Annotated in this window: 19 protein-coding genes and 1 tRNA gene; 9 read left to right on the top strand and 11 right to left on the bottom strand. The window is 57.7% G+C overall.

The genetic code is table 11. The annotated features are described in order from the left end of the window. Nucleotides 1–3 precede the first annotated feature (3 nt). From AZE99_RS03275 to AZE99_RS03260, 4 genes are all read right to left on the bottom strand, one after another. On the bottom strand, nucleotides 4–1,275 hold the full coding sequence (locus AZE99_RS03275) for a NupC/NupG family nucleoside CNT transporter (RefSeq protein ID WP_156472083.1): 1,272 nt from the start codon (nucleotides 1,273–1,275) through the stop codon (nucleotides 4–6). Next, on the bottom strand, nucleotides 1,272–3,422 hold the full coding sequence (locus tag AZE99_RS03270) for an FAD-dependent oxidoreductase (protein WP_067198055.1): 2,151 nt from the start codon (nucleotides 3,420–3,422) through the stop codon (nucleotides 1,272–1,274). Before AZE99_RS03270 ends, AZE99_RS03275 begins: the two co-directional genes overlap by 4 nt. Before the next feature lie 103 nt (nucleotides 3,423–3,525). After that, nucleotides 3,526–4,359: a sterol desaturase family protein gene (locus tag AZE99_RS03265; RefSeq protein WP_067198053.1), complete on the bottom strand. Its 834-nt coding sequence runs from the start codon at nucleotides 4,357–4,359 to the stop codon at nucleotides 3,526–3,528. Nucleotides 4,360–4,964: 605 nt separating this feature from the next. Beyond that, a tRNA-Tyr gene (locus AZE99_RS03260) sits at nucleotides 4,965–5,050 on the bottom strand. Between the two features lie 135 nt (nucleotides 5,051–5,185). Here AZE99_RS03260 and rlmB point away from each other — a divergent pair. Further along, entirely contained in the window at nucleotides 5,186–5,932 is a 747-nt protein-coding gene (gene rlmB / locus AZE99_RS03255; RefSeq protein WP_067198051.1) for a 23S rRNA (guanosine(2251)-2'-O)-methyltransferase RlmB, read from the top strand. Nucleotides 5,933–6,033: 101 nt separating this feature from the next. Continuing rightward, the gene (locus AZE99_RS03250) at nucleotides 6,034–6,678 is read left to right on the top strand and encodes a hypothetical protein (protein WP_156472082.1); all 645 of its coding nucleotides are present in this window, start codon (nucleotides 6,034–6,036) and stop codon (nucleotides 6,676–6,678) included. 71 nt (nucleotides 6,679–6,749) lie between these two features. Here AZE99_RS03250 and AZE99_RS03245 read toward each other — a convergent pair whose 3' ends face one another. Beyond that, nucleotides 6,750–7,067 carry a 2Fe-2S iron-sulfur cluster-binding protein gene (locus AZE99_RS03245; protein ID WP_067198048.1) on the bottom strand — a complete coding sequence of 106 codons (318 nt, stop codon included), beginning with the start codon at nucleotides 7,065–7,067 and terminating at the stop codon, nucleotides 6,750–6,752. Between the two features lie 92 nt (nucleotides 7,068–7,159). On the opposite strand from AZE99_RS03245, the gene AZE99_RS03240 reads away from it, so the two are divergent. Beyond that, a complete protein-coding gene (locus AZE99_RS03240) occupies nucleotides 7,160–7,777 on the top strand; it encodes a DNA-3-methyladenine glycosylase family protein (protein ID WP_067198046.1) in 618 nt (205 codons plus the stop codon). 3 nt (nucleotides 7,778–7,780) lie between these two features. On the opposite strand, the gene AZE99_RS03235 is transcribed toward AZE99_RS03240, so the two are convergent. From AZE99_RS03235 to AZE99_RS03220, 4 genes are read right to left on the bottom strand one after another with little or no spacing between them, the layout of a single operon-like run. After that, on the bottom strand, nucleotides 7,781–8,557 hold the full coding sequence (locus AZE99_RS03235; protein ID WP_067198044.1) for an SDR family NAD(P)-dependent oxidoreductase: 777 nt from the start codon (nucleotides 8,555–8,557) through the stop codon (nucleotides 7,781–7,783). A gap of 14 nt (nucleotides 8,558–8,571) precedes the next feature. Next, nucleotides 8,572–9,096 carry a hypothetical protein gene (locus AZE99_RS03230; protein WP_067198043.1) on the bottom strand — a complete coding sequence of 175 codons (525 nt, stop codon included), beginning with the start codon at nucleotides 9,094–9,096 and terminating at the stop codon, nucleotides 8,572–8,574. A gap of 2 nt (nucleotides 9,097–9,098) precedes the next feature. Continuing rightward, nucleotides 9,099–10,634 (bottom strand): ABC transporter permease/substrate-binding protein, encoded by a 1,536-nt coding sequence (locus AZE99_RS03225; RefSeq protein ID WP_067198041.1) that lies wholly within the window; start codon nucleotides 10,632–10,634, stop codon nucleotides 9,099–9,101. After that, entirely contained in the window at nucleotides 10,631–11,404 is a 774-nt protein-coding gene (locus AZE99_RS03220; protein ID WP_067198039.1) for an ATP-binding cassette domain-containing protein, read from the bottom strand. The genes AZE99_RS03225 and AZE99_RS03220 overlap by 4 nt, the downstream gene beginning before the upstream one ends. A gap of 109 nt (nucleotides 11,405–11,513) precedes the next feature. Here AZE99_RS03220 and AZE99_RS03215 point away from each other — a divergent pair, with 109 nt between their 5' ends. Further along, nucleotides 11,514–12,347 (top strand): SDR family oxidoreductase, encoded by an 834-nt coding sequence (locus AZE99_RS03215; RefSeq protein WP_067198037.1) that lies wholly within the window; start codon nucleotides 11,514–11,516, stop codon nucleotides 12,345–12,347. Between the two features lie 3 nt (nucleotides 12,348–12,350). Here AZE99_RS03215 and AZE99_RS03210 read toward each other — a convergent pair whose 3' ends face one another. Further along, a complete protein-coding gene (locus tag AZE99_RS03210; protein WP_067198036.1) occupies nucleotides 12,351–12,647 on the bottom strand; it encodes a 4a-hydroxytetrahydrobiopterin dehydratase in 297 nt (98 codons plus the stop codon). Nucleotides 12,648–12,700: 53 nt separating this feature from the next. Between AZE99_RS03210 and ccmA the strand changes: the two genes are divergently transcribed. After that, nucleotides 12,701–13,327 (top strand): heme ABC exporter ATP-binding protein CcmA, encoded by a 627-nt coding sequence (gene ccmA, locus AZE99_RS03205; protein WP_067198034.1) that lies wholly within the window; start codon nucleotides 12,701–12,703, stop codon nucleotides 13,325–13,327. Further along, nucleotides 13,327–13,974, top strand: a complete 648-nt coding sequence (locus tag AZE99_RS03200; RefSeq protein WP_156472320.1) for a heme exporter protein CcmB — start codon at nucleotides 13,327–13,329, stop codon at nucleotides 13,972–13,974. The genes ccmA and AZE99_RS03200 overlap by 1 nt, the downstream gene beginning before the upstream one ends. A 21-nt stretch (nucleotides 13,975–13,995) precedes the next feature. Here AZE99_RS03200 and AZE99_RS03195 read toward each other — a convergent pair whose 3' ends face one another. Beyond that, nucleotides 13,996–14,631, bottom strand: a complete 636-nt coding sequence (locus AZE99_RS03195; RefSeq protein WP_067198030.1) for a TetR/AcrR family transcriptional regulator — start codon at nucleotides 14,629–14,631, stop codon at nucleotides 13,996–13,998. A gap of 137 nt (nucleotides 14,632–14,768) precedes the next feature. Here AZE99_RS03195 and AZE99_RS03190 point away from each other — a divergent pair, with 137 nt between their 5' ends. Genes AZE99_RS03190 through AZE99_RS03180 form a run of 3 tightly spaced genes read left to right on the top strand, consistent with a single transcriptional unit; the run spans nucleotide 14,769 to nucleotide 20,863 of the window. Continuing rightward, nucleotides 14,769–16,250, top strand: coding sequence for an efflux transporter outer membrane subunit (locus AZE99_RS03190; RefSeq protein WP_231862682.1), 1,482 nt, complete (start codon nucleotides 14,769–14,771; stop codon nucleotides 16,248–16,250). After that, nucleotides 16,251–17,630, top strand: coding sequence for an efflux RND transporter periplasmic adaptor subunit (locus tag AZE99_RS03185; protein WP_067198027.1), 1,380 nt, complete (start codon nucleotides 16,251–16,253; stop codon nucleotides 17,628–17,630). It begins immediately after the preceding gene. Then, the gene (locus AZE99_RS03180) at nucleotides 17,627–20,863 is read left to right on the top strand and encodes an efflux RND transporter permease subunit (protein WP_067198025.1); all 3,237 of its coding nucleotides are present in this window, start codon (nucleotides 17,627–17,629) and stop codon (nucleotides 20,861–20,863) included. Before AZE99_RS03185 ends, AZE99_RS03180 begins: the two co-directional genes overlap by 4 nt. Nucleotides 20,864–20,899 lie beyond the last annotated feature (36 nt).

Here is a 20,899-nt window from a genome sequence, read left to right as displayed (position 1 = left end):
TCCTCACGCAAAGCTTATCAGACCGATCACCGCGCCGGTCATCGCGGTGGCGCAATTGCCGGCGATCCAGCTTTTCATGCCGAGCCCGGCGACTTCCACGCGGCGTGATGGAGACAGTGTGCCGATGGTCGACACCAGCAGCCCGACGCTGGCGAGATTGGCGAAACCGCACAATGCGTAGACGACAATCAGCTGGCTGCGCGGGTCGAAGGTGCCTTCCGGCAGCGCGGAAAGATCGAGATAGGCAACATATTCGTTGAGGATCGTTTTGGTACCCATTAGCGCACCCGCCGCCGGTGCCTGATCCCAGGGCACGCCGAGGGTCCACATCACCGGTGCGAACAGCCAGCCGAAGGCCCGTTTGATCGTTACGGCCTGACCGTCGACATAGGGCAATATCGTCAATATCTGGTCGACCAGAGCGACCAGCGCGAAGACCACGAGGATGATCCCGATAACCGCCAGAAATACCTGCACGCCTTCCATGGTGCCGCGCACGATGGCGTCGATACTGCCATCATATTTCAGTCCCGGCTCCTCCTCGTCGCTGGTCTCGGTCCTGCCATCGCCCGGCACCATCAGCCGGGCCAACAATATGGCGGCTGGCAGCGAGATCAGCGATGCGGAGATCATATGGCCGACGGCATTGGGCACCGTGGCGGACAGGGTAGAAGCGTAGAGGACCAGGATCGCGCCGGAGATGGTCGACATCGCCAGTACCATCACCATGAACAGTTCCGCCCGGCTCATCTTCTCGAAATAGGCGCGCAAAACCAGCGGCGATTCGACCACGCCGAGGAAGATATTCGCCCCGCCGCTCAGCCCGACGACGCCGCTGACCCCCATGGTCTTGCGCAGCGCCCAGGACAGGCTGCGGACGATCAAGGCGAGCAGGCCCCAATGCCACAGCAGGGCCGACAATGCCGAGAATACGATGACCAGTGGCAATATCTGGAAGGCTATGATCAGCGGCGGCTGCGCGCCCTCTTTCAAGACAAAGGGCAGTTCCGCCCCGCCGGCATAGCCGAACATATAGGATGATCCGACCAGCGTGGCCTTTTCTATCGCCATCACGCCCTGATTGGCGAGGCCGATAATATCCCAGACAAAGGGCACCCGGACGATCACCAGCGCGACGGCAAATTGCAGCAGAAGCGCGCCGCCGATCCATTTCCAACTCGGTCGGGCCTGCCGGTTTTCGGACATTAGCCAGACAAACAGGAGGATCAGCGTCAGCCCGATCAGCCCTTGCCCTTGCTGCAGGACGCCCATCATCCGCGCATCCAGTTGTGATAGCGTTCGACCCAGCGCAGCAGGCCTTCCGGTGCATGGGCCCGTTTCCATTCACCGGCGGCATATTTATTGGCTTCCGCCATGGTCGGATAGGTGTGGATGGTTCCCATTATCTTGTTCAGGCCAAGATTATATTTCATCGCCAGCACATATTCGGCGAGCAATTCTCCGGCATGATCACCGACGATGGTGACGCCCAGTATCTTGTCCTTGCCCGGCGGGGTCAGCACTTTGACAAAGCCCTGCGTGGCGCTGTCCGCGATCGCCCGGTCCAGTTCGTGCATCTGATATGTGGCCACTTCATAGGCAATGCCTTGCGCCTTGGCGTCCTGCTCATTCAGGCCAACGCGGGCGATTTCGGGATCAATGAACGTCGTCCAAGGTATGACCCGATAGTCGGCCTTGAACTTGCGGAACTGGCCGAACAGGGCGTTTACCGAGGCATACCAGGCCTGATGCGAGGCGACATGAGTGAACTGATAGGGTCCGGCGACATCGCCGGCTGCGAAGATATTCGGATAGAGCGTCGCCAGATAATCATCGGTGACCACCGTTTTGTCGGTTTCAATGCCCAGCTCTTCCAGTCCAAAGCCGCTCAGGCGCGCGCTGCGTCCAACCGCAACCACCAGCGCATCGAAAGCGATGCTCTTCTCTTCGCCAGCGGCCGCGAGGATCAGGCGTTTTTCGCCGTCCACCATCTCGCAGCGGACCGCATCATGGCCGGTCAAAACTTCAACGCCCGAGCCTTGCTGCGCGCTCAGCGCCAGTGCCGCTACGTCGTCATCTTCCCGCGCCAGCAGGCGGTCGGCACGCTCCACCTGAACCACTTCCGCTCCCAGCCGGGCAAAGGCCTGGCTCAGCTCGCAGCCAATCGGTCCGCCGCCGAGTATGATCATCCGTCTGGGGATATCGTCCATCTGCGCGAATTCGTCCCACAGCGTGTCACTGGTAACATAGCCGACCTCATCGAGACCCGGCAGATCGGGCACAAAGGGCCGGCCGCCGGTGGCAATGATGATGGAGCGCGTGGTCAATCTCTGTGTCTCGCCATCCTCTCGCCTGATCTCGACCGTCCAGGGATCGACAATCGTCGCATAGCCCTTCACCACATCGACGCCGAGGCCGGTGTAGCGCTCGACGCTGTCATGCGGCTCGATGGTGGCGATAATGCCGTGAATGCGCTGCATTACAGCCTTGAAACTATAGGTCGGTTCGACCTTGTTCAGTCCGTAATCACTACCATTGCGCATCTGTTCGGCGACCTTGGCGCTCTTGATCAGCGCCTTGCTGGGGACGCAGCCATAGTTGAGGCAGTCGCCGCCCATTTTCGATGTCTCGACCAGAGTCACCTTGGCCTTCACCGTTGCTGCGATATAGGATGACACCAGACCGGCGGCACCGGCTCCGATGACCACCATATTGCGGTCATATTTTTTCGGCCTGGTCCAGCGTGCATAGACTTTCCGGCGCTTGATCAGTCCGACGATCCACTTGCCGATCCAGGGGGTTACACCGAGCGCGGCGAAAGACAATAGCAGACCCGGCGAGCCGATATCGCTGACTTCGTCGATATTGGCGAGCTGGGTTCCGGCATTCACATAGACCAGTGTGCCGAGCAACATGCCGATCTGGCTGACGATATAGAAGGTGCGCGCCTTGATCGCGGTAAGCCCCATCAGCAGGTTGATCAGGAAGAAGGGAAATACCGGCACCAGACGGAGCGTCAGCAGGTAAAAGGGACCGTCTTTTTCAACCCCTTTGTCAATCGCCTTCAACCGGTCGCCAAAGCGGGATTTTACCGCATCGCGAAACAGGTAGCGTGACGAGAGAAAAGCGATTGTCGCTCCGATCGAGGATGCGAAGGAAACAATGATCGTGCCGGTTACCACCCCGAACAGCGCGCCAGCTGCCAAGGTCAGGATCAGCGCTCCGGGTAACGAGGTGGCTGTTGTCACCACATAGACCAGAAAGAATATCGCGATAACCAGATAGGGTGCCGCTCGATATTGCTCATCAAAAGCGGCTTGCTGTTCCTTCAGATTGGCGAGTGTAAGCTGCGAACCGAGATCAAAATAGAAGAAACTCGCTACGGCGATGGCAAAAAGAACAAGGATAAGTAATTTTTTCATGGATGACTTTCTGCCTGACGGGGCGCAGCTATGATGGCCAGCTATTTATATATATTCCCATATGTGGCTTCTAACCGCTTTGGAACCCAGCGTAATTAGCGGGTCATGAAGAATTTCTATTGTAACCGGAGCCTATTTTCGAACGATAGCCATCATGAAACGGCAGCACGAGGCTCCACCACAGCTCCGCCGGATGTTCGGATTGATATTCGTCCAGACCGATCACGACATCATCATGGCCGGCGGCTGGCTGCGCTGTGTAGGTCCCCAATAGCCTGTCCCAGAGCGAAATGCTGAAACCGAAATTGCTGTCGGTTTCCTCACGAACGGTCGAATGATGGACGCGGTGCATATCGGGTGTCACGACAAACAGACGCAGAATTTTGTCGATCGATTCCGGCAATCTCAGATTGGCATGATTGAACATCGCGCAAAGGTTGAGCAAAAGTGCGAAAACGAACACTGCCACTGCACTGGGGCCAAGCAGCAAGACCACGGCGCATTTATACAGCATCGACAATATGATCTCGAGCGGGTGAAACCGTACCGCAGTCGTAACATCGATATCGCGATCGGCATGATGGACTTTGTGGAGCGCCCACAGCAGCGGGACCTTGTGGCTGATCACATGCTGCGCATAGATCGCCAGGTCCAGCAGGATGAGCGCCAGCATGAATTCCAGCCAGCCGGGCAGAGTGATCCAGTTGAACAGGCCGAAGTTATTCTGCTCGGCAAAAATTGCGGCTGAGATCGCGGCAACCGGCCCCATCAGCCTGAGCGCCAAGCTGTCGACGATGATGATGATTATATTCGTGCGCCAGCGCTTGCCGCGCGGCATCGATCGCTTTTTCCGCGGGAACATAGCTTCGAGAGTCGCCAGAAGGACGAATAAAAGCACGGAAAGCCCTAGGCCATATTGCGCGAGACTATCGGTCATGAATGATATTTCTGTTTCGCCATGTCCGCTTTTCTGGTTCCCGGGGGTCGTTTGATCAAATTATCGTATAGACAGGCTGTATCTAGTCCAACCCCGTCGAGAGTGCATCATCCGATTATTGAACGTCTGAAGGCGCGATCGGAGGGTGCAACATATATGGCAAAACTATCGAGAGACCGGACCCTCTTCGATTTGCGCGCGCACGTGCTCGGAATATTTAAGATAGGTATAATGCCTTAACTATTCTTTTGCCATTTTGCCTTAATCGGGACCTTGGCAAGGTTGGGTACTGGATGCGACCCGCTTTCTTCCCAACCTTGCTTTTCACCTCGCGCTCGCAAAGGGTATAGAAACTCAATCCAGGTGAGCAGCGTGGTGCGGTTCATCTATTCCGCACATATATGGCCTGCCAGAGCTACCGACACCCCAATATTCTGGATGTAACGACAATCATGGTCGGTTGGCTGCCATTGGGTGAAGGTGCAGTATCGGATTGTTGAATATCGCAGGAGCAGCTCTGGCGTCGCGACATATATATGGCGACACTGCGGATAATTCTGCCGCCCATTCCGTCCATATCGGGGAGCGGGGCTTTCCCGGAGTAGTGGTGGACAGGATAGGATTCGAACCTATGTACGCTTACACGGGCAGATTTACAGTCTGCTGCCTTTAACCACTCGGCCACCTGTCCATCCGGGTATCCAAGGCCGCCATCGGCGACAAGAGCGGCTCAATGACGAAGGGATGACAAACTGTCAATGCCTGCCCAATGAAATTTGCAGAAAAAAAGGCTGTCGGCAGGAGCCATAGCGTCTAGAGAGCAATTATGGCACGCAAGAACAAATCTATAAAGAAAACCGGTGGTGGTCTCAAATTCTGGGGACGCCATGCGGTCGAGGCAGCGCTCGACAATCCCAGACGGGTGATCAAGAAAATCTCGATCACGCGCGAGGCCCTGGCAACGCTAGAGATCCCTGATGATATCGCGGTCGTGATCTGCGATGTTGCCGATCTCGGGCGGGTAATCCCGCGCGATGCGCCGCATCAAGGGATGGTCGCCGACGTCGACCCCCTGCCCGATATCTGGCTCGGCGATGTACTGGATGAACAGACCGATCGTCCCTTATTATTGCTGGATCAGGTGACCGATCCGCATAATGTTGGCGCTATTCTGCGGTCTGCCGCAGCCTTTGATGCCGCTGCGATCATCACCCAGGACCGTCATGCCCCACCCGAATCGGGTGTTGTGGCAAAATCTGCCTCGGGGGCACTGGAAATTGTTCCGTGGATCCGGGTCGTCAACCTGTCCCGCGCGCTCGATGACATTGCCGAAGCCGGTTACTGGCGAATCGGGCTCGACGGCGATGCCGGTGATGAACTTGAAGCTGCGATGGGCACCGGCAAGATTGCGCTGGTGATGGGCGCGGAAGGCGAAGGCTTGCGGCAGAATGTTGCCGCCCATTGCGACACATTGGCCCGCTTGCCGATGAGCAGCAAGATGGAAAGCCTGAATGTCTCCAATGCCGCCGCCATTGCTCTATATGCCGAATATACGAGGAAAAAAGGGGATTAGTCGTGGGGAAATATAGCAAGTGGGCCCTGGCCCTGGTCGCGCCGCTTCTGTTAGCAGGGTGCTTGCTTATCCCCGGAAAATTTGATTCGCAATTGCGGTTGATGAACGACGGAACCTATGATTTCACCTATGTCGGGCAGATGCAGCTCGCTGAAGGCAATGACAATCCGATGTCTTCGCAATCCGGGACCATGGTTGATGAACCTGCCGAAAGCGATCAAACGGACGAAGATCAGAAAAATGCCGCGATGCGCTCGGTGTTCGGCGGAGCGGTGCCGGGCGATGACGAAGGTCTGAAAAAATTCGCAGAGAAGCTCGCCAAATATGACGGCTGGAACAAGGTCGAATATATGGGCGATAATCTGTTCGAGGTCGAATATGCGGTCAGCGGCAAATTTGATCAGATGTTCGCATTTCCAACCATACCGGGCGCGACGATGCAATTTCCCTTTGTCCAGATCATCCGGCGCAGCGGCGGAGAATTCGAAGTGCTGACGCCGGCTATGGCAGGAGCAGGCGGTCTGGCCGGAGCGATGGGACCCTCGACAATGGGCGGCTCAGCGGGTGGATCGAAGACGCAACCGATTGACGGCATTTTCACGATCGCGACAGACGGCGACGTTCTGACCAACAACACCGAAGATGGCCTGACCATCAGCGGTGCAACGAAGAACATGCGCTGGAAAGTCGACGGCACCAGTGGTCCAGACGGTAGCCCGCGCGCGATCATAAAGCTGAAGAAATAGCGGATTATGGCAAGAAAAAAGGGAGCCGCTGGATAGCGCTCCCTTTTTTCTTCACAAGTTGTCGGAGAGTTTCAGTCCTCTTCGGCAATCCGGACTTTCAGACCTTCAAGATCGTCAGACAGTTCGATCTGACAGCTGAGGCGAGAAAATTCGTCGCGATGGTCGCTGCTTTCCAGAAGATCATCTTCATCTTCGCTCATTGGCGGCAATTTGGCTTTCCAGTCAGCATCGATATGAACGTGGCACGTGGCGCAGGAACAGCAGCCGCCGCATAAAGCCAGCAATTCATCAAAGCCATTGTCGCGAATCGCTTCCATGACGCTGATTCCGCTGTCGACGGAAACCGCTTTTTCTTCGCCATCGCGGCCGGTTACGTGAATCGTTGGCATAGCTACCCCTTAGTGACTGTTCATTGAAAATCCCGCACGCTATGTCTGGACCTTCAAAAAGAATCAAGGGCCGAAACGGGGACGCTTATTCGATGGGCCTATCAAAAGAAATGATCAAAGCCGGGCTGGACCACGCCAGCGCGGTCGAGCCAAGGCTGGCGGCGGCTATTGCGCAATCCGGTTATCCCGAACCACGGATCCGTCCGGAAGGCTATGAGACATTGCTCCGCACCATCGTAGGTCAGCAGGTCAGCGTGGCGTCTGCGGCGGCGGTCTGGGGCAAGCTGGAAGCGCGGTTGGGCGACGGTTGTCCTGCAGAGGCGCTGATCGCCACCGAATTTGACGAGCTGCGCGCCTGCGGTCTGTCGCGCCAGAAACAGGGCTATGCCCGAAGCCTCGCAGAACTGATCCTCTCTGGCGGACTCGATCTCGGCAATCTGCCGCAAGACGATGAAGAAGCGATTGCGCTGCTGACCCAGGTCAAGGGCATCGGGCGCTGGTCAGCGGAAATCTATCTGCTGTTTGCGCAGGGCCGCCCCGATATCTGGCCCGCCGGTGATCTTGCGATCCAGGTCGGGGTCGGGAATTTTCTCGGTCAAGCGGAGCGACCATCGGAAAAGGACGTGCGGCAGCTGGCCGAAGCCTGGTCCCCGCATCGCGGTGCCGTGGCGATATTCACCTGGCACCATTATCATGTGATGGTGATGTAGTCTTCAGATATCGAGCGGGTGGTTCCACCATGCGGTATCGGTAAAGGCGCGCATGTCGAGCTCGAAGGTCCAGGCCGAGCGGTGCTGGTGCGCGATGTGGAAATAGGTGTCGGCGATTGCCGCCGGCTCCATGATTTCATCCTTTCCCTGCGCCTTGGCTTCCCGCAATTGGGCAAAGCGCTCCGGTCCGAGCAGTTTGCCCAGCGTGTCCGGCGCATTCACCGCGCTGTCGATCAATATATGCGCGATATGGATGTTCTGCGACGCAAATTCTGCGTTCAAGGTCTGGCATAGCATCCGCCGTCCGCCCATCGCAGCAGCGTGACTATGCTGTCCGGCATTGCCGCGCACTGCGGAGGTGGCGGATGTGACCAGTAGCGCCCCGCCGCCCCGCTCTACCATCTTCGGCAACAGTTTTTGCGCCACCCGGAACAGGCCGAGCGTGCCCATCCGCCAGCCCAGTTCGAATGTCCTGAGCGGCGTGTCGGCCAGCGCCCGGTTGCCGATCTGAGCGCCGAGATTGTAAACCACTACATTGATTGGCCCGATTTCCGCTTCCACATCGTCGATCAGTTTCTCGATCGCTCCCTCATCCACCGCGTTGAGCAGATGACCGGAAGCCTTGCCGCCGGATGCCTCGATTTCGGCGACCATCTGGTCGAGACCATCCTGATCACTGCGGCGGCACAGGGCGACATGATAGCCATCTTGCGCAAAGCGTTTCCCGACATGCCCCCCTATGCCGGCGCCTGCCCCGATTATCATGCAAACGTCCGTCATATCGCGCGCCTTGCTTATTTGAGAAATGGATTGAGCTTCATGACTTCTTCCATGAAGGACCGCGGTTTCTTCCAGTTGGCTGTTTTCAAATTGGTCTTGAGATCGAGCGTCTTGATCACATCATTGATGAAGTGGACGCAGTTGCGCTTGTTGAGACTGTAGCTTTTCTGGGGAATGGTCTGCCATTTTTGCACGACGGCCATCAGATCGCGATATTTCTTGTCGCTGATTTTCACGGTAAAATGCGGGTTGCTGCTGGCGATATAGTCGGCCGATGGCGCCTTCACATGGCCGTTGACCGAGCCGAACAATATGCCTGGCGACACGTTGATCGCGGTAAAGCCAAAACCGGAGTCCACCTTCTTGCCGTCGGCCAGTTCGCCCTTGGCCATGAAAAAGGCGTGCGGGAAATTCTTGCCGAAATCGTGCGAATAGAAGGTTACGGTGACTTCCGCGCGCGCGGCAACCGAGAAAGATGCCATGAAGAGCAATGCGACCAGGCCGGCCATTCTCAATAGATAAGCAAAAGCAGATTTCACGTTCATTCCTTCAATTTGTCATTCAGCCAGCGTGCTGCCTGCCTTGGTGTTTTCTTGTCGTCCTCGCGGTCAACCGTATAATTGGCTTCGCGCATGTTTTCCACCGTGATTGCACCGATCAATGGATTTAGTGCCGCGATAAATTGATCGTCGCTGGCCCGTTTCGGGGCGAGCAACATGATCGCTTCATAGGATGGCACGGCACCCTTCGTGTCCTTGAGTATGACAAAATTATTCGCCGCGATTCGTCCATCCGATGAAAAGGCAGAAATCACGTCCACTTCGCCACTGGCAAGGGCCGGATACATGAAGGTCGGACTGAACGACCGGGCATTTTTGAAGCGAACCGGATAGGCGTCCTGGACCATCCGCCACTCTGGCCGTTCGAGAAATTCGACATCGGTACCGAAATTGAAATCGCTCGACACCCGTGCGAGATCATCCAATGTGCGAAGCGATTTTGTGCTGGCGTCTTCCGGCCGCACGGCAAAGGCATAGCTATTTTCGAAACCCAGCGCGCCAAGCATTTTGACGCCATGGCTTGCGCTGGACCATTTTGCGATCTTGTCGAGCATCGCTGATTTCGGCTGGCTGTCGGTGCGCTGCATCTGGTTGGTCCAGATCGTGCCAGAATAGTCGACATAGACATCGACATCGCCTTCCGACAGCGCCTGATAGACCACAGCAGAGCCGAGGCCGTCGCGGTAGCGGACAGCATAGCCAGCTTCTTCCAGCCGCGACCCGATAAGCCGCGCAAGTATATATTGTTCGGAAAATCCCTTGGCGCCGATCACCACAATATTGTCGCGCGCGATCATCAGCGGCAATGTTGCGACCAATAATCCCGCCGCGATAATCGCCATACCCACCCACGCCAATATCCGGCGGCGCTCGCGGATGCCGCGCTCGATCAGCCCGAGCAGCAGATCGACCGAAATGGCGAGTACCGCAGAAAACAGGCAACCCGCCAGCACCAGCGTCCAGTTCTGCGTCTGCAGTCCGGCAAAGATCAGATCGCCGAGACTGGGCTGGCCAACCGTGGTGGAAAGCGTTGCCGCACCGATAGTCCATACCGCAGCGGTGCGGATTCCGGCCATGATTGTGGGCGCGGCGAGCGGTGCTTCGACATAATATAATTTCTGGCTGCTGGTCATGCCGAGACCATCCGCCGCTTCCTTGGCCGCCGGATCGACACCGTCCAATCCGGTCACTGCATTGCGCAGGATTGGCAGCAACGCGTAGAGGGTCAGTGCCAGTAGCGCCGGCAGGAAACCAAAAGCGGAAATCCCGCCGCCGACCAGCGCCGATACGCCGAGCAGCAATGGATAAAAAAGCGCCAGCAAGGCCAGTCCGGGGATCGTCTGGATCAGGCTGGCGATGGTCAGTGCTACCGCAGCCACGCGGGGTGATCGCGCGGCCCAGATCGCCAGCGGCAGGCAGATGATCATCGCCAGGGCCAGTGCGGAAACGCTGATCTGGATATGGGCAGCGAGCAATTGCGGCACGCGGGCCAGGGCCTGTTGCCACGCCTCGGTCATGACAATTTGCTCAACGCGATGAGATGCGCGGCCTGCGCGCGGGGAATGGCGACCAGAGCTTCGGCTTCTTCGCCGACATTGCCCGCCAATAGTTCGGCGGGCGTGGCATCCGCCCTGATCTGGCCATCTTCCATTACGAGGATACGGTCCGCCAGATAGAGCGCTTCGGCCATATCATGGGTGACGATTATGGTCGTCAGGCCGAGCCGCTCGTGCAGCGCCTTATATTGCTCGGTCAGGCTATCGCGCGTCACCGGGTCAAGCGCACCGAAGGGTTCGTCCATCAGCATCAGGCCGGGCCGCGTCGCCAGCGCGCGGGCCACACCCACTCGCTGTTGCTGGCCACCGCTCAGCTGATCCGGCATGCGGCGGGTGATGTCCTGCGGCAATTCGACGAGATCGAGCAATTCGGCGACGCGCGCGGCCCTGCCCTCTGTCTCGCCCGCCAGTTCCAGCCCGATGGCAATATTGCGCGCGATCGTCATGTGCGGAAACAGGCCGATATTCTGAAAAACATAGCCGATGCGGCGACGCAGGATATGGGGATCAATCGAGTCGACAGGTTCGTCACCCAGGAAAATCTCTCCACTGTCCGGTTCGACCAGCCGGTTGATCATTTTCAGCAGGGTCGATTTTCCCGAGCCGGACAGACCGACCAGAGCAACCAGACTGCCCGCCGCGATTTCCAGCGAAACCGAATCAACCGCGCGAACCGTACCGTAATGGCGGGTCACCTGTTGCAGACGAATGGAAGGACCAGAGACAGGCATCGGAATATATAGTGGCGCGCTTTGCACTGCATGTCCAACTTCGCTTGACGTTCGCGTCAAAAACCGCTCGAATGAACATCAATGTTAATAAGGATAATGGAGCGGGACCATGGGCTATCAAAACGGACAGAAATCGATTTTCATCACCGGCGGCGCGTCCGGTCTTGGCCGTGAAGTCGGTCGCTATTTTGCCGAAAAGGGCTGGTTCGTCGGGATTGCCGATATCAATGACAAGGGCATGGCCGAAACGGCAGCGCTGATACCCGAAGGCCAGAGTTCGATCCACAAGCTGGACGTGACCGACCGGGCGCAATGGAAACAGGCGGTCTCCGAATTTGGCGCGATCACCGGCGGCAAAATGAATGTCCTGTTCAACAATGCCGGCATTGGCGAAGGCGGAGCGATCCAGGAAATGGAGGACGCCGCTATCGACCGGATGATCGCGATCAACCTGACCGGCGTGATCAGCGGCACCCGCGCCTGTTTTGATATGCTCAAGAGCACGCCCGACAGCTGTATCCTCTATACCGCATCGGCAGCCGGCATCTATGGCGTCGCCGACCTCAGCGTCTACAGCGCAACCAAATTTGCCGTGCGCGGCCTCGCCGAATCGCATGATATCGAGCTCCGCAAATATGGCATCAAGTCGCGCTCGCTGATGCCGGGTTTCATCGACACCAATATCATTTCCGAAGTCGTCGAGGGCACCAACCAGAGCGGCAAGGAACGGCTGGAAGAAGCAGGCGTCATGGTCAGCCCGGTTGCGATCATCGGGCCCGCTGCCTGGAGCGCTGTCCATGGCGACAAGCTTCACACGCCGGTCAACAAAATGGCAAAACAGCTGGCCTTTGCCGCGCGCTGGATGCCCGGTCGGGTGCGCAAGCAGTCGGTCAGCCTCGCCAGCAATCTCGGTGATGTTCTGGCCGGATCGGAAGAAAAATAGCGCCTAGAGGCAAGTCTCGATTATATTTGCCAGATCCAGGTCGCGCTGCGACAGGCCGCCATTTTCGCCTGCGTCATGGGTGGTGAGCAATATGTCGACACGATTGTAGACATTGAACCATTCGGGATGATGATCGGCCTTCTCCGCATGCAGGGCAACGCGGGTCATGAAGGCAAAGGCTTCGGTGAAGTCGGAAAATTTGAAAGAGCGGCTGATTGCGTCACGCTTCGCGTCATATTGCCAGTCCGACAGCGAAGCCAGAGCCGCTTTGCGTTCGTCGTCATTCAGTTGCGCCACCATATTTATTGCTCCTTGCTTGGCTTTCGCGCCAATCCATGTCTTAAGTCTGTGCGATGAACAAGGGACAATCAACCGGAAGCGGCGATCGGCTATTGGCCGAGGCGATAAGCTGCGTGCGCGGCGGGCGGCTATTGTTCCGTCACCTGACTTTTTCTCTGGAACCGGGACAGGCCGGATTGCTCACCGGCCCCAATGGCGTCGGCAAATCGAGCCTGTTGCGGCTAATGGCCGGCCTGCTCCAGCCGTCGACGGGATCCTTTATAGCGCCCAAGACAAAAGCCCTGTGCGATGACAGGCTGGCGCTTGACGAGCATCTGCCACTGGAACAGGCTTTGAACTTCTGGGCGAAGCTGGATGGCAAGGGACCGACCGATGTTGCCGCGGCCATGAAGCGTGCGGGCCTGGGCCATCTGGCGGAAGTGCCGGTGCGCTATTTTTCGACCGGACAGAGACAGAGAGCGCGGCTGGCGCGAACCTATCTGGCGGCGGCCCGGCTATGGCTGCTCGACGAGCCAGCCAATGGACTCGACACGGATTCGGTCGGTCAACTGGGGCGGGTGCTGCAAAGCCATCTGGACGATGGCGGGATCATTCTAGCGGCCAGTCATATCCCGCTGCCGATCGGTGTTGATTTCAACCTGACGCTTGAGCCATTGCTAGAATTGGAGGCATGTCTGTGATCAACAGCATCGCCACGATCATCTGGCGCGATGTGCGGCAAAGCTATGCCAGCGGCGGGACCTGGCTGCCGGTGATATTCTATCTTTCGGCAGCGACGCTGTTTCCCTTTGCCGTCGGGCCTGACCGTGCGCTGCTGCTGCAGACCGGCGGCGGGATATTGTGGATCGCGGCCTTGCTGGCGACCTTGTTGCCGCTCGACCGGCTGATCCAGCCCGATCTTGAAAATGGCGTCTATGACCAGATGATCGTGCGCGGCCTGTCCGACGAGATGATTGCTGCCGCACGGCTGGTGTCGCACTGGCTGGCCTTCGGTCCGCCGCTGCTGCTCGCGGCCTTTCTGGCCAGCGGACTGATGGGACTGGAAGGCGCCGCTCTCGGGACTTTGCTGGCAAGTCTGGCGATTGCAACACCGGCTCTGGCCGGTCTGGCGGTAATGATCGCGGCGCTGACCGCCGGCCTGAAAGGCGCGGGCGCGCTTGGCGGGTTGCTGCTGGTTCCGCTGGCCATCCCGCTGTTGATCTTTGGTGCGGGCAGCCTGTCGGCGCAGGGCAGCAGTGCCCTGCTGTTTCTGTCGGCCATTTCCCTGCTGCTGGTCGCAATCACGCCCTTTGCAGCCGGGGCAGCGCTGAGCGCGGTCCGGGAATAGCCGCGCGCGCGGCGCAGCTTGCTATTTCTGGTGGATCAGCATCCAGGCGTCGACCGCGCGCTTGGCGCGTTCGCGTTTTTGCGGCGTGGTCAGCTTTATTTTCTCGCCATAGCGGAGGAACAGATCAATTCTGCCCATGACCAGGCTCACGAACATCTCCGCTGACGCGGTCAGATCCGCAATCTGGATTTCACCTTTTTCTTGCGAGATTTTCAAAAGATCACCAAGATTTTGCAGCAATACGCGGGGACCATTTTCGAGAAAATATTCGCCGATCTTGGGATCACGGTTCACTTCCGCAGCCAATATGCGGTCGAACCGGATTCTCTCATCATCCATCAGGGCGGTCAGCATATTTTCGGCTGCAAATATCAGGGTTTCGCGAAGCGTTTTGGTCTTCAGATTGTCGCCAACCAGACTCTCGCTCATATGGCGGCATTCCGCCTTGACCACTTCAACAAACAGATTTTCCTTGCTGTTGAACCAGCTGTAAACGGTGACTTTCGATACTTCGGCAAGCGCCGCAATCGCTTCGATGCTTGACCCGGCAAAGCCATTGGCGAAAAATTCCGTGCGGGCAGCGGCAAGAATTTTGGCAATTTTGCGCTGGCTGGAGGGCCGGTCTGTCCGTTCTTTTACGATTTCCGTGCTTGTCACGGTCCCTTCCCTTCACAGTCTATGCAATCCATTAAATTGAACGATAGCGTTCAATTTAAACGTTGACGTTCAATTTTATTGATGACATATTATTGACGCTTGGTAAAGGCCAAGCGGATTCAACCGCGGATGAACTTTTGCAAAAACAACTCACTCGCCCTCGATACTTGCTATTTGCGGTGGCGTTCGCGACCAGCGGTTGTGCGAGCCTTGCCCCCGAGTCCGCTGGGCCCGGCATCGCTGCGGGCATCCCTGGGGCATTTAATCAGTCCGAAGCCGATGGCGCCTATCAATCAGCCGGCTGGTGGACCGCATTCGAGGATCCGGTGCTCAATAATCTGCTCGACGAAGCGCTGACCAAGAATCTTGATCTGGCAGAAGCGTCGGCAAGATTGCGTGCTGCAGAAGCGCGGGCGCGTATTTCCAAAAGTGGTCTGTTCCCGCAGATCAATGCCGGGCTGGATAGCAACTATTCGGATTCCCCGACGGCAGGTACCAGCTTTGGTGCTATAGCCGGAGGGGGCAGGCTCCAGAACGAGACCTATTCTTCCAGCCTCGCCTTTTCCTATGAACTGGATATCTGGGGCAAGTTGCGCAATGATGCGCGTGCCGGCCGGGCCGATGCCATTGCCGCTGCCGCCGATCTGCAGGCGGTGCGACTGGCAGTGCTGGCCGAGAGCATCACCAGCTATTTTGACATTGTCGATGCGCGTCACCAGATCGCGCTGACCACCCGGATTATCGATATCCTCGGTGATCGCGTCGAGCAGAGCGAGAACCGCTATAGCCGCGGCCTGATCACGTCCTTCGAACTATATCAGGTCCGCCAGGATTTCCGTAATGCGCAAGCGAGCTTGCCGCAGCGGGAAGCCCAGTTGGCGGCGACGGAAGGACAGTTGGCCGTGCTGGTCGGTAGATATTCCAATGATATGGATGAACTGATCGGCAAAAATCTGACCCCGAAGCTGATCTTCGAGCCAGTCCCCTCCGGCTTGCCAATTGATCTTTTGGCCCAGCGGCCGGATGTGTTCGCGGAGGGCCAGCGGCTGGAATCGGCGCGATATAATCTCGGCGCAAGGAAGGCGGAGCGCTTCCCGTCGCTCAGTCTTTCTGCTGGCACCGGCAGTCAGGCCGGTGAGCCATCGGGTGTTTTCGACATATTTGACAATTGGGTGCTGAACCTCGGCGCCGGCTTGACTGCTCCGCTGTTCCAGGGCGGCCGGATCAGGGCCAATATCGAGGTCGCGGATGCCGCATATGCGCAGCAGACTGCCATCTATGCGCGAACGGTCCTTACCGCCTATCAGGAGGTTACAACCGCGATCGAACGCTATGAGGAGGAACGGCAGCGCTACCGCTTCCTGTTCTCCCAACTGGACGAGGCAAAGGCTGCGGCGCAATTGCAATCCCGTCGCTTTGCCAATGGGGTCGGCAGCTATGTCGATTATCTCGATGCATTGCGGGCGCAATATCAGGTGCAGTCATCATTATCGTCTGCCGCGCGCGACGTCGCATTGGCGCGGCTTGGCGTTCACCGTGCTTTGGGCGGCAGCTGGGACAATGTTCCTCGCGCGCCGGATATTATGGCCGATCCGTCAGCCCTTCAGGGAGATAATTAAGTGCAAAGGCAACGCGTACTCGGCGGTCTGATCCTGCTCGGAGCAATATTGATTGCCGCCGTCCTGATCTTGCTGCGCTCCGAACCGGAAGAAAAGCCCCAGGAGGAACTCGTACCTCTGGTCCAGGCCGAGAAGCTGGAAATCCGCTCGGGAAATCTGATGGTCACAGGCGCGGGTACCGTCCGTGCGCGTGAAGAATTGACCCTGGCGGCAGAGGTCGCCGGCAAGCTGGTCTATGTCAATCCGGACCTGCGCGAAGGCCAGCGCATCGCGCGCGGTGCAACGCTCTTTCGCATCGATACTTCGGATTATCGCAACGCGGTGCAAACGGCGCAGGCCGATGTTGCATCCCAGAGCATCTCGGTGCTGCAGGCAAAAGAAGAAGTGGCTTTGGCGAAAGCCGAGCTGGACCGTTTCCAGCAACGCGGTGTCAGCGGCGGCAATGCCTATGCCAGCGTGGACAGCAATGACTATGCCGCACAGATTCTACCACCCGATGCATTGGCAAGAAAAGCGGGTATGAACGCGCCGCAGGGCAAGCAGAATATCGCTACCAACGGCTTGGCGACAAGGGAGCCGCAACTGGAATCCGCTCGCGCCGGACTGAGAAGGGCGCAAGCCAATCTGTCCAATGCCCAAACTTCGCTGCAGCGCACTGTGGTTCGTGCCCCATTTTCAGGCATTGTCCGTACCGAGGACATCGCCCTGGGCAGCTATGTCCAGCCCGGCCAGGCACTGGGATCGATGGTGGCTACCGCTGATTATGAAGCGGTCATTCCCCTGTCCGAAAAAGAGGCTGCTCTGATCCCGCAATTGTTCCGTGCCGGTTCCGGCAACCGGATCGAAGCGTCGGTATATTCCGATTATGGCGGCATCCGCTATCGCTGGGCCGCCTATGTTGATCGCGTCAATGGCTTGCTCAATCCGCAGACCCGGACGATCGACGTGTTTTTGCGCATACCCAACCCGATAGGCGGTGGCACGCCAGCCGCTGTCGCGGACAATAGCGGAAAATCAGCGACTGCGTCCTCCGCCCCTCCCCTGTTCGTCGGCAGCTTTGTCGATGCAGAAATCACCGGTCAGGCTCTCGATGAATATGCCATATTGCCGCTGGCGGCTTTGCGGGCGGGCAACCAGGTGTGGCTGGTGAAAGACGGGAAATTGCACATTGTCACCGTGGATATATATCAGCGAACCGACAAAATGGCGCTGATCAGCACCAAGGGACTGGGACCGAAACCGGTGGCCATTACCGGTACCCTGAAAGTTGCGACCGAAGGCCTGCAGGTCAGAATTGTTGAACCCCGTGCAACAGCAAAGAGCTCGAACGCCAGCAAGGCCAAGGCAAAAACGGAATCGAAGGCCACACCGGCGAAATGACGGACGCAACCGATCTTGATGCTTCCCCGCCGGAACGACCGAGCAAGGAAATAATGGAGCAGCGCGGAGTGGTCGCGTTCATGGCGCGCAACGGTGTCGCGGCCAATCTGCTGATGATCTTCCTGATCGTTGCCGGCATCATGTCCTACAGGACCATCGTGCAGGAGGTGTTCGCGGAGAACAGCCTCGATACGATCCAGATCAGCGTGGCCTATCCCGGGGCTACGCCGGACGAGATCGAGGAATCGATCGTACAGAAGATCGAAGAAGCGGTCGAGGCGGTGGAGAATGTCAAAGAGATCAAATCCAATGCCGCCGAGAATATCGGCACGGTTTCTGTCGAGCTGGAGCTGGGAACAGATATCGATCGGGCGCTGGATGATATCAAAGCCGAAATAGACCAGATTCAATCTTTCCCGGATGAAGCCGAAGAACCCGATGTCCGCGAGCTTACCACGCGGCAGAGCGTGGTCCGGGTTGCGATTTTCGGCGATGTGTCGGAAAATGCCCTGAAGGAGACAGCCTACCGGCTGGAGGATTCACTGGCGGCACTGCCGGAAATTTCCTTCGTCGATACCAGTTCAATTCGCGATTATGAGGTTTCGATCGAAGTTCCGCAGGACACGTTGCAAGCCTTCGGACTCTCGCTCAATGACATATCGCGGACTATCGCCGCCAGCAGCCTGGACAGCCCAGCCGGCTCCATCGATACCGACAGCGAAGAAGTCCGGGTGCGGACGATCGGGCAGAATTATAACCAGCAGAATTTCGAAGATATCGTGCTGGTCAGCACTGAAAATGGCGCCATGGTTCGGCTCGGGCAGATCGCCAACATTCGGGACGAATTTGAGGATTCAGAGCTCGTGTCGCTGTACAATGGCAAGCCCGTCGCCTTTGTGGAAGTTTTCCGGACCAGCGATGAACGCGTGCTCGATGTATCCCGTGCGACCACGGAATATCTGGAGGGACCGTTTGCCCATTCGCTGCCGGAAGGCATTTCCTATGCGATCTGGAGCGATGACAGCGAACTTCTTAATGACCGTCTGAGCCTGTTGCTGAAGAATGCAGCCATTGGCCTGTTTCTTGTGTTGATTGCACTGACCCTGTTCCTCGACATCCGTCTCGCGGCCTGGACAGCGCTGGGCATTGGCGTAACCTTTATTGGCGCGATCTTCCTGCTAGACCTTGCCGGGTCCAGCATCAACATGTTCTCCCTGTTCGGCTTCATTCTTGCGCTGGGACTGGTGGTTGATGACGCCATTGTCGTCGGCGAGAGCGTTTACGCCCGCCGCGAAGCCGGCCGTACCGGGATGGGCGCAGCAGTCAGCGGCGCGCGGCGGGTCACCATGCCGGTCATCTTTGCGGTGCTGACCACCGTTGCCGCCTTTTCTCCCCTGTTCGCGATCGGCGGGGTCATGGGCAAGATATTGGCGGATATTCCGCTGGTTGTGGTTTCCGTTCTCTTCCTGTCGCTGGTCGAAAGCCTGTTGATCCTGCCCAATCACCTGAGCCACCTGCCAGCCCCCGGCGCGCCGACCCGCAATCCCGTCACGCGCTTTTTCGAGCGGGTTCAGGCCAAGGTCGATGAATTTTATCAGGCGTTCGTCAACGGCCCGCTTGACCGGGCTCTGAAATTTGCCGTTCGCATGCCTTATGTCATATTGGCAGGCAGCGTCGCGTTGCTCATCGTGATAGGATCCTTGATCCCGGCAGGTATCATAAAGAGTTCCTTCTTTCCTGCCATCGAGGCCGATGTTGTCACCGCGAGCCTTGAAATGCCGGCCGGCACAACGATCGCGGAAACCGAAAAAATTGCCCGGCTGATTGAGCAGAAAGGCCGCGAAACCTATGCCAAATTTGAAGACGAGCAAGAGGACGACGAGCCATCAGCGTTGCGCGGTATATTCACTCTTGTCGGGCAGGCACCCCGCGCCACTGGACCAAATGCCCAAAGCAGCGGTTTTGCAGCCAATATTGCCAGCGTCCAGTTCAGTTTCATTCCCGGCGATCAGCGTGAACTTGCATCGCGGGATTTCGAAAATGCATGGCGCGAAACCGTCGGCCCGATCGTCGAGGCGCGCTCGCTGGTCTTTGCCTCCGACCTGATATCCATTGGTGCACCGGTCGATGTGCAAATTTCAGATCCCGATCCGGCAGTGGTGGAAGCCGCTTCGACGAAATTGATGGCCAGGCTGAACCGCTTTTCCGGCGTGTTCGACATCGAGAGCGATCAGGACCAGGGGTTGAAGGAAATTCAGCTCCGGCTGAAGCCCGAGGCCCGATCCCTGGGCGTTACCTTGCAGGATGTCGCGCTTCAGGTGCGCGCTGCTTTCTTCGGTAGCGAAGCGCTGCGCGTACAACGGGGGCAGGAAGATATGCGCGTCTATATCCGCTTGCCCGAAGAGGAACGCAACTCGATCGTCGATGTCGAACGGTTCCGCGTCCGCGTGCCGGGTGGCGAAGTCCCGCTTGCCACTTTGGCCGATGTATCCTTTGGTCAGGCACCCGCGATCATCCGCCGGACCGATGGCAGGCGTATCACGACGGTCACCGCCGATATCGACACGAATATAGTGACCGGTCAGGAAATCGCCAAGGCGCTGACCGATGAAATCATGCCGGAGCTGCAAGCGGACTATCCGCAATTGCTCTACAGTTTCGGCGGCGAGCAGCAGGAACAACAGGATTCTTTCGGTGATCTGGGGCTCGCCTTTATTGCCGCTTTGCTGATGATCTATGCGCTGCTCGCGATACCCTTTCGGTCCTATATGCAACCGCTGATCATCATGGCGGTGATCCCCTTTGGCATCATCGGCGCGCTCATCGGTCATCTTATCCTTGGCCTGCCGCTCGGCGTGCTTAGCATGTTCGGGATGATCGCATTGTCGGGAGTGATCGTGAACGGCTCGCTCATCCTGATCGATTTCATCAACGAGAATCTGCGCGATGGCATGGAAATTGAGGAAGCGATTATTAACGGTGCCAAATCGCGGTTTCGACCGATCATGCTGACGTCGCTGACGACATTTCTGGGCGTTGCCCCGATCACCTTCGAAACCAGTGTTCAGGCACAGTTTCTGATTCCGATGTCAGCTAGCCTTGGCTTTGGCGTGCTATTCGGCGCGATCATCCTGCAATTGCTGATCCCGGCGCTGACGGTGCTGGAATATCGCGGGAAGCGGCGGGCGAAACAATATTGGGGCAGTCTGTTTGCGAGCCCCTCCGAGGCCTGAAGGCCTACACCCGATGGAACCGGTCAGCCGCAACTT

This window comes from Sphingorhabdus sp. M41, from assembly GCF_001586275.1.
Classification (GTDB): domain Bacteria; phylum Pseudomonadota; class Alphaproteobacteria; order Sphingomonadales; family Sphingomonadaceae; genus Parasphingorhabdus.
This window is presented reverse-complemented; position numbering and strand designations above follow the sequence as displayed.